Origin of the sequence: Nitrosomonas sp. Nm51 (assembly GCF_900111165.1) — a bacterium.
Lineage (GTDB): Bacteria > Pseudomonadota > Gammaproteobacteria > Burkholderiales > Nitrosomonadaceae > Nitrosomonas.
This window is the reverse complement of sequence record NZ_FOGH01000087.1, coordinates 1-5005: the sequence shown is the minus strand read 5'-3', so window position 1 is coordinate 5005 and position 5005 is coordinate 1. Positions and strand designations below refer to the sequence as shown.

Annotated in this window: 6 protein-coding genes; 3 read left to right on the top strand and 3 right to left on the bottom strand. The window is 46.6% G+C overall.

The genetic code is table 11. The features are described from left to right. Window positions 1-251: 251 nt before the first annotated feature. Complete coding sequence (locus BMY60_RS14600; protein ID WP_090334618.1) at window positions 252-1145, bottom strand: pirin family protein; 894 nt, start codon at window positions 1143-1145, stop codon at window positions 252-254. 110 nt (window positions 1146-1255) lie between these two features. On the opposite strand from BMY60_RS14600, the gene BMY60_RS14595 reads away from it, so the two are divergent. From BMY60_RS14595 to BMY60_RS14585, 3 genes are read left to right on the top strand one after another with little or no spacing between them, the layout of a single operon-like run. Beyond that, entirely contained in the window at window positions 1256-1666 is a 411-nt protein-coding gene (locus BMY60_RS14595; protein ID WP_090334616.1) for a hypothetical protein, read from the top strand. After that, window positions 1638-2378: a ParA family protein gene (locus BMY60_RS14590; protein ID WP_090334614.1), complete on the top strand. Its 741-nt coding sequence runs from the start codon at window positions 1638-1640 to the stop codon at window positions 2376-2378. Before BMY60_RS14595 ends, BMY60_RS14590 begins: the two co-directional genes overlap by 29 nt. A 52-nt stretch (window positions 2379-2430) precedes the next feature. Then, complete coding sequence (locus BMY60_RS14585; protein WP_177166698.1) at window positions 2431-2940, top strand: SixA phosphatase family protein; 510 nt, start codon at window positions 2431-2433, stop codon at window positions 2938-2940. A gap of 332 nt (window positions 2941-3272) precedes the next feature. Here BMY60_RS14585 and BMY60_RS14580 read toward each other — a convergent pair whose 3' ends face one another. Both BMY60_RS14580 and BMY60_RS14575 read right to left on the bottom strand, forming a co-directional pair. After that, window positions 3273-3515 (bottom strand): PAN domain-containing protein, encoded by a 243-nt coding sequence (locus BMY60_RS14580; RefSeq protein WP_090334611.1) that lies wholly within the window; start codon window positions 3513-3515, stop codon window positions 3273-3275. A 155-nt stretch (window positions 3516-3670) separates the two neighbouring features. Continuing rightward, window positions 3671-4708 carry a hypothetical protein gene (locus tag BMY60_RS14575; protein ID WP_090334610.1) on the bottom strand — a complete coding sequence of 346 codons (1038 nt, stop codon included), beginning with the start codon at window positions 4706-4708 and terminating at the stop codon, window positions 3671-3673. Window positions 4709-5005 lie beyond the last annotated feature (297 nt).

The window sequence follows — 5005 nt, the reverse complement described above, 5'->3', positions numbered from 1 at the left end:
GAAACTGAATCTTATTCATTGCCATTGTCTTTTCCTCTGAAATTGTTATATTCTCATTATTCTATAGTACTCCCTGAGGAAAGTAACTAATCAGGTAACCAATTGAAATAGACTGCTCTGGTGATCGATTAACAGCATGGTGGTTTCTTCAGGATTGATGTGCGTCATGCTGTTTCCCTTTACTTTGATTTTAAAAAACTTCGTTAACAAATATCAGCATCTATAGTCTCGAGTTGCATGTCAATAGACATTCAAGCAGATAGATTCCCCATTTTACCGCTTCGATAGTCCGCCATCGCCTGGTTAATTTCATCCTTCGAGTTCATGACAAATGGGCCACTACCAACAATCGGCTCGTTAATCGGTTCGCCGCAAAGCAGCAATACGGTTGCGTTATGTGCGCGATCGATACAAATATGATCCCCTATCGGACTAAACACAGCCACTTCCGCCGTACCAATGGTCTCGGAACCATCCACTTCCACACTGCCCTTGAGCACTGCCAGTAAGGTAGTGTAGCCTTCAGGCAATGTAAGGCTAATGGGCTGTTCACTGTCCAGACGCATATCCCAGATATGCATCGGCGTGAAGGTTTGTGCCGGTCCCGTTAATCCGTCAAATTCACCTGCAATGATGCGAATACTGCCTTGATTGCCAGGCAACGTCGCGACAGGGATTTGTTCATTTAAAATACTCTGATAACGGGGGGGTGACATTTTGTCTTTGGATGGCAAATTAACCCATAGTTGTACCATCTCAAACAATCCTCCTCGCTGCGCAAATTCCCTGCCGTGAAATTCTTCATGGACAATACCTGAGGCCGCGGTCATCCATTGTACGTCGCCGGGACCAATCTTACCGCCACCACCAGAACTGTCGCGATGTTCCACCTCACCGCTATAAACAATGGTGGCAGTTTCAAAACCACGATGGGGATGTTCGCCGACACCCAGGCGTTTGGAGGTCGATGGAAATTCTTTTGGTCCAGCATAATCGAACAGCAGAAAAGGGCTGATAGTGGCACCAAGCGCCGGATAGCTAAACAATGTCCGTACTGGAAAACCATCACCAACCCAATGTTGATCGGGTGTGCGTAGAATGCGTTGCAGTTTTTTTTCTGCCGGTTTTGATTGGGTTGTCGACATTTGATTTTTCCTTTTCAGTTGGAGAACTTCTCAGAGTGAACAGTGCGTTTTATAGCGCATACTCTGATTAGGTACAATTACTCGACGATATTTTGGGAGTAAGAGCGTTAATGGCGGTTGCAGTATTAAACGTCAAACGCAGACAGCTGCTTATTTTGAATGAAGAGTGCAAAACACTGGCGCTGTTGCAGGTGGAACAGTATAAAATACAGAAGCCTTCTGACAACATACTGCCTGCCGGTCGTCTGATTATATGTCCAGTCAGAGGCTATGCTAAAGTGTATAAGCTGGTCCTGCAACTTGTCACCGAACAATTGAAATTGCCGCAGGTGTGCGGACCGCTGCTGGACGCGGTGCTCGCGGCCACTGGCCAAACGCCTGATCTGGTATTGTGCGCTGAATTCGGCCGCCGCTTTGAGTCATTCACCCAGCCCAAAAAAAATCTGCATTTGTCAAAGCGCTGCGTGCTCAACAATTCGAAGGTGTCTCAGGATGAAAATAGTTGCGTGCTACAATGTTAAAGGTGGAATCGGAAAAACCGCGGCTGCGGTCAATCTGGCTTATCTCGCGGCGTATGAAGGCACCCGCACTTTGGTTTGGGACCTGGATCCGCAAGCTGCCGCCAGTTTCTATTTCCGGATCAAGCCCAAGGTAAAAAAAGGCAGCAAGGGCCTGCTCACCGGCAAGAAGGTACTCGAGGACGTGATTAAAGGTACTGATTACAGCAATCTTGACCTGATACCTGCCGATTTTTCCTACCGCAACCTTGATCTTCAACTGGATGAAACTAAAAAATCGGATACCCGCATACAGAAACTGCTTAAACCACTGGCTGGCGAATATGATTTCGTCTTTCTGGACTGTCCGCCCGGTATTTCACTGGTGTCGGAGAATACACTGATCGCGGCCAATGTTGTCATCGTGCCGACCATCCCGACAATACTGTCTTTGCGGACGTTGGACCAGATTATTGATTTTTGCAAAAAGCTGGACATTGATCATGCAAAAATTATCGCCTTTTTCTCTATGACAGACAGCCGCAAAAAGCTGCATAAACAGATTGTCAAAAACCCGCCGCAGTATGTCCGGGTATTAAATACCAGCATTCCATATGCAAGTGATATTGAGCGAATGGGGGTATACCGTCAGCCAGTGCCCGTATTTGCGGGAAGCAGCCAGGCGGCAAAAGCCTATCGGGCGCTCTGGAAAGAAATCAAAATCACCTTAACCTGATCGTTATGATTGTTGCAGCCTGAAATTTGTACGTTCGCCGAGGTCGATCGTTGTGTCACATTTGTTATATTTATTGCGCCACGCAAAATCCGATTGGAAAAAAGAAGCCGCAAGCGATTTTGAACGCCCACTTTCAAGACGCGGTATTGCTGATGCGCCAAAAATGGCTGCCTGGCTGGCAAAGCAGGCCAATAAACCGATGTCAATTGTCAGTTCGCCCGCGCTGCGGGCGTATCAGACGGCACTAATTTTTTTCCGCGCGCTTGATATACAGGCCAAGGATGTTTATTTTGACAACCGGATTTACGCAGCCAGCCTGGAAACGTTATTGGATATCGTCCGCGCATTACCCGAGCAGGAAAAGTCAGTGCTGCTGATTGGCCATAATCCGGGACTGGATTTACTGCTGCAGGTGTTATGTAAGCAGGCAAAACCGCGAACCGACGGCAAACTGATGACAACCTGTGCAGTTGCAAAGATTGTCCTGGAAAGTCAATGGCGGAATATTTCGGAGAAACACTGCATGCTTGACAGCCTGTCCCGGCCGAAAGAAGTGCTGTAGAAAATTGCACTCTTTTAAATAAGATTTTTGCGTGCGACAGACTGCTGGGAACAGTATAGCAAGTGTTCGATTAAACCGAATGCAATATGTATCAATGGTTACCGGGTTGATCGTATCGGTATGTCTTGGCGATTTATTCGTAGTGGCGGCCCGGTTAATTTGATCGCTGAAATGCAGCATGCATTTTCACATTCCGAAGAATACATATTGACATCGAATCCGGGCTTAATATCCGAGCCCGGCCGGTCAAAACCTATTTCCTTCTCACCCATGATTTTAGTGCCAGAAACACAGCAGTTGTTAGCTTTGCGCTTGAGTACTGAGTTTTTGAGTCAGCACATGTCTGTCTGGTTGACATAGGTATAAGCCCGGCATTTGGCGCTGGTTGCGCAAGAGGCGGCGCACTGGCCAAAACTGTTTGCCTTGAATTTGTGATAATCGCCGCCCGGACGGTCAAACTGAAATTCCGCTTTGCCCATCGGATTGGCCATGCCAAGGTTCCAGCCAACCAAGCAGGTCACAATAAATGATACTGCCATAACAGTAAAGCAGTTCGATTGTATAGACTTTCGCATGCGACTCCTCCTCAAGTTACGTTGAGGGTTTTTCTCCGATTTTTCCACAACAATGTACTGGATGGTGCGTATACCGTCAAATTAACCGGATTTGTCCTGAAAAGGACCTGTGTCTAAAACAAAGAATATTTAGCGGCAACGACAAAATTTGTTGTTCATTCCGGTTTTTTTCCGGTGCCGCGTACTGTAAACAATTTAGAAATTGCGTCGAACCAGAATGGCGCTCCAAGGGTAGCGGCCAGCGCAGTAATCAGCCACCCAATCATGATCAGCAGCTTGTTGTCCTGACCCGGCAACAAGGAAAATTCCAATATCCGGGTCTGCTTTTCTGTTTGCTGCTCTGCGACAGTTTGCTCAACAGTGGCAGGTTGGAAAATGTACCAGCCTACCGGCAACCCAAGATTTCTGAAATCGTTTGCTTCTACTTTCAATTTCCTGATTTCCGCTAGTATGGACTCAGGGGTGGATGTTTTCTGTGCGTCGTTTGTGCCATTCGAGTTTTCGCTGTTTTCATTAGATTGATCCGAATACGTTGCGGCGATTTCTACCAGCTTTTCGATCTGCTCAGGATTTTTTTGCATTTGCTGCACGATATAAACTGAGTCAACATTAAAACCAAGTGCCAATACAAATGCGATGACAAATATCATGAATTGGGACCGGCGCTTATACCATCCACCAACTCTGTCCATCACTGCGTTATAGTGATTTTCAATTTTGACTTTAAATTTTTCCAGATCGCCGCTGGCTTCGTCGAACATTGGCCCCAGTAATCTGTTCAACGGTTTGCTGCGATCCGCCAGCGATTGGCGAACTGTGTCCAGAGAAGCATTATCATTGGTCAACACCTGCACCAGCGCTGTTGAAAAAATTGCCGGCGGTATATAGGATGGCTTTGCGCTGCCCGGCGGAGACAGAGTGTCGATTAGCGGATGCTGATAAAGCTTACTGGTCAGATGCGCTTTTTGCTTATCGACAAAACCGAGTTTGCGCGCCGAATTTTTGTACCATCTTTTGACGGTGAGGCCTGTTTCTTTAGGCAGTTCGCCCAGCATGATCGCAATCCCTTCAAATAAAACACGGCCGCGCATCGCAAGCATTTGTACAATCAACTCATTAATGCCGCTGACCAGGCTTGAAAACAGCGCATAAATCAAGAAAACCGCTATGATGATATCGAGTACTCCGAGCATGGTTACTCCTAGTCATGAATTTCTGGACATGAATTTTAGGTAAACTTTATGTTGCAACAAAACTTGTAAACTGGCAATAATGATTCAGACCCACTGAGATATAACAGACGAAAAAAAACCCACCGAAGTGGGTTTTTCCAGGACTTTATTGGAAAGACGTGCGTCAGTTTAACTTCCGGTATTGCCTGTCTTGCCAGCAGAAGCTGATACAGGATGGAGCGATTGTTCAGCTGCCATTTTTTCATGGTAGGCAGCTTTTTCCAGATTTTCAGCCATGGCTACTTCCAGGCTTTGCAG